The sequence below is a fragment of the Streptomyces sp. col6 genome (genome assembly GCF_008042035.1).
GTDB lineage: Bacteria > Actinomycetota > Actinomycetes > Streptomycetales > Streptomycetaceae > Streptomyces.
Genome location: NZ_RDBL01000077.1, coordinates 1 through 3860, shown reverse-complemented (window position 1 = coordinate 3860; position 3860 = coordinate 1). Strand labels below are relative to the sequence as shown.

The 3860-nt window shown below is 74.9% G+C and carries 2 protein-coding genes and 1 pseudogene; all 3 read right to left on the bottom strand.

The features are described 5' to 3' along the window. Nucleotides 1-522 (bottom strand): annotated as a pseudogene (locus EAO73_RS35495) (hypothetical protein); the annotation flags it as partial. Between the two features lie 7 nt (nucleotides 523-529). Beyond that, nucleotides 530-1555: an AAA family ATPase gene (locus tag EAO73_RS35490; protein ID WP_147975641.1), complete on the bottom strand. Its 1026-nt coding sequence runs from the start codon at nucleotides 1553-1555 to the stop codon at nucleotides 530-532. Between the two features lie 130 nt (nucleotides 1556-1685). Continuing rightward, the gene (locus tag EAO73_RS35485; protein WP_147975640.1) at nucleotides 1686-3692 is read right to left on the bottom strand and encodes a trypsin-like peptidase domain-containing protein; all 2007 of its coding nucleotides are present in this window, start codon (nucleotides 3690-3692) and stop codon (nucleotides 1686-1688) included. Nucleotides 3693-3860 lie beyond the last annotated feature (168 nt).

Sequence of the window (3860 nt, the reverse complement as noted above, 5' to 3'; positions counted from 1 at the left end):
GGCGGCGGGGACGCCGAGGGGCAGCACGGCGGCGCGGGCGGCGGCGCCGGTACGGGTGGTGTCCGGGTCCTGGGCGGGGGTTCCGTCGCCGGGCCGGGTGCGGCCGGGGACGGGGTGCAGGGAGATCCGCTCGCCGTCCCCCGGCGGGCGCTTCTCCTCGCCGGGGCCTTCCCGGTCCGCYTCCGGAGTGGGGTCGTCGCCGGGGGGCCGGGGCTCGGTACGGGAGAGGGCGGCGCGCTCGTCGGCGGCCCCGGCGCCGGGGTGCCCGGCGGGGTCCGCGTCCGTCTCCTCGCCGGGCGCGCCGGCGGAGCGGGTCCAGCGGGCCAGCCAGAGCGCGTCGCAGAGCTGCTCGACGTCCGGGTCGAGCCCGGCCCCGCGCAGCCGCGCGACGAGCTCGGGCAGTAACCCGGTGTCGTACGACTCCGAGGCGCCCGGCGTCCCGTCGGGCCCAGGAGTCACGGAGGCACCGGGCGCACCACCGGGCCCGTCGCCCCCGCCGCTGCCGTCCGCCGCACCGGACATCAGATCCTCACCTCGGCCGGTCGAGTCGCTGGATGAGCAGGTCGGCGAGCCGGTCGCGGCCGGCCGGTGACGCGGCGTGCGTCAGGTAGATCGCGTTCAGCAGCTGGTCCGTGGCGAGGAGTTCGGTGCGGGAGCGTTCCAGGAAGTGGGCGATGAGGTCGTCGCTGGCGCGGGCCGCCTCCTCGCCCAGGTGGGCCTTGACGAAGGACGCCAGCCGATTGTGGTCGGGGCGGCCCAGCTCCAGGTGGATGCAGCGGCGCATCAGCGGGGCCGGGAAGTCCCGCTCGCCGTTGCTGGTGAGCACGACGAAGGGGAAGGCCCGGCACTGCACCCGGCCGCCCTTGATGCGGACCTTGTTGCCGTCGTGGTCCAGGACGTCCGCCTCGCCGTCGGGCAGGCGGTCGGCGATCCGCTCGAGCTCGGGGATGGCGAACTCGCCCTCCTCCAGCACGTTCAGCAGGTCGTTCGGCAGGTCGATGTCGCTCTTGTCCAGCTCGTCGATGAGCAGGACGCGGGGCCGGTCCGAGGGCAGCAGCGCGGTGCCCAGCGGTCCGAGGCGGATGTAGCTGCCCACGCTCTGGGCCGCGTCGGCCCCGGCCGCGCCGTTCGCCGCCGCGTGGGAGGCGATCTGCACGTCCTGGAGCCGGGCGATGGCGTCGTAGTGGTAGAGGCCGTCGAGCAGGGTGGTGCGGCTGACGACGGGCCAGCGCAGCACCCTGCCGAGCTCCAGTTCCCGGGCGACGGAGTGGGCCAGGGTGCTCTTGCCGGCGCCCGGGTCGCCGGTGACCAGCAGGGGGCGCCGCAGGTACAGCGCCGCGTTGATCATCTCCAGTTCCTCGGCGCCCGGACGGTGTTCCTCGGCGACGCGCCCGGGGATGCCGAGCCGGCGGTCGGCGGACTCGCCGCCGTCCGCTCCGCCGGAACCACGGCCTCCGGTGAAGTCGCGCCAGGGCGGCGGGGGCGGCAGCTGGGCCACCTCGTCGTGCGGTTCGCCGACGCCCCGGTAGATGAGCCACTCGCTGGGTTCACTCATAGCGTGTTCCTCGTTGTCACTCGTCCGTCACCGGCAGCCGCCGCCGAACGTGCCTTACCGTATCGATTCGGCCCAACGCCCGTAAGAGGAAGGCCAGTTCGCATGCGTGGGTGATGCGGTACGGGGTGACTCACGGCGCCTCCAGGAAGTCGGAGCCCGGCAGCGGACGGTGCGGATCGTCGTAGTAGAGGGCCGCCCCGGCGGACCAGTACATCTCCGTCCGTCCGGCGCTCACCCCTCTTCTCAGTTCGTGGATCTTCCACGGCAGCCGGTCGTGGGTGCGGGTGTCCGACACGGCCTCGGCCACGCGCCGGTGGAACTCCTTGCACACCGCGCCGGCCTCCGCCGTCCGCCGCTGGAGCAGGGCCACGCCGAAGCCGCTGTCGAGCAGCCGCACCACCCCGGCCGTGACGTCGGGGTCCGGCCGGCTTCCGTAGCGGCACAGGACGGGCACGGTCCCGTGGGACAGGGTGCGCAGCCGCGCCGACTCCGGTACTCGTACCCTCAATTCGTCCTCGCAGTCGATGACTTCGGCCCTCAGCCCGGCTCTGAGACCGGCGTCCCAGCGGGCCGGCCGTTCGCCGTCTGCGCTCTGGTACGGGCTGCGCAGCACCACCGGGCGTACGGCTCCGAGGCGCTGCCCGGACGGCGTCAGCACCCAGTCGTCGACGGGCAGGCCGAACAGCGCGGGCGGGACGACGACCTGGAGCATGGCCGGGCTGCCGGGCTCGTCACACCGCCGGAACGCCTCGGTGAGCGCGGCGGCGAGCCGGTCCGGGACGGTGCCGGCCGGGACGCCCCTGCCGTCCTCGTCGACGGGCTCCGCCTCGCCGGCCCGGCGGTCCACGGCGACCCTCCAGTCGTACTGGTCGGGGGCCCAGTACTGGACGTCCACATGCAGCACGACGCAGTCGCGTTCGCCGTAGAGGACGGGTTCGCTCGCCGGGGCGCGGGCGGCCCGCTGGCGGTTCTGTTCCAGGCGCAGCCGGATCTCGGCCCACTCGACGTCGAGCCGGCGGCGCAGGTCCCTGGGCAGTTCGGCGTCCGCGATGCGCTTGACCCAGCCCCACAGCGCCTTGGCGTTGCGCACCGAGAGCTGGCCGCAGGGGCGGTCGGCCGCGAGGACACCCATGCAGTAGCGCACGATCAGTTCGAAGCGGGCCTCACGGTCGCGGGCGCGGGCGTCGTACAGCGCGCCGAGTCCGTCGCGCCAGCCGCGCGGCGCCGGGCGGTGGTCGCGCGCGTACACCCCGGGCAGTCCGTCGAGGAGCATCAGCAGGGCGCGGGTGCTGGCCGGGGGCGGTAACTCCGCGAGCCGGCCGAGCAGTTCGACGCGCAGCCGGGGCCCGAGGATGCCGCCGGGCGGGACGGGCAGGTCGCTCTGCGCGTCGGTCCAGGTCCGTTCGGTCCCGGCGGCACTGGTGTGCCGGTCGGCGTGGTACCGGTCGTGGGCGTGCAGGACGGACTGGTAGATGTCGTCGGTCTCGGTCTCCACGGGGGCGGCCGGCACCTCCAGGGTGCGCAGGCGCTCGATGCCGACGGCGGTGCCGCCCTGGTGGCCGTCGAGCCGGGACTTGATGACGCCGACGACCTCGCCCCGGACGAGGTCGACCAGCGGGCCGCCGGACATGCCGAGCTCCACCCAGTCGCCGTCGAGCCGCACCACCTGCTCGGCGTCGCCCGATCCCCCGTACGAGCCCTTCACGACGCAGACGCCGCTGCGGTTCTGCAGTCCGCCGCCCTGTCCGGGGGCCCAGCCGACGCAGCGCACCTCGCGGCTGCGGAGCATCGCCTCGGACCGCTCGGTGACGTATACACAGGGGTGGTCGACGGGCCGCTGGAGCTGGATGAGCGCGAGGTCGGGGGCCGGCCAGCCGCCCGGTCCGGGCGGCCGGGTGCCGGGCAGGGCGGCGACGACCTTGCCGGGGACCTCGGTCAGCTCGGTGCTGTAGCGGTCCTCCTTGAACCAGACGCCCACCATGCCGCCCTCCCCCCGCATCGCCACGTGCGCGCATGTGAGGACCCAGCTGGGCGCGACGAAGAAGCCGCTGCCCAGGAAGTCCCCTTCCGGCCCGTCCTGGGCATACCCGGACGGCGGACGATGGATGCGTACGGTGGCGTCCTGCACGAGGTCCATGAGGGCAGCCTGGGCGGGGCCGAGAACCCCCTCTGCGCCCCCTCGGTCCTCGGAGGTCATACCCCGCCGCCGTCGGTGTCGTCCGCTCCCGCCGGGTGTGCCGGTGCGCCGGGGGGTGCTCCGGCGGGCGGGAATCCGGGAGGTGCGCCGGCGCCCGGAGGCGCGGCG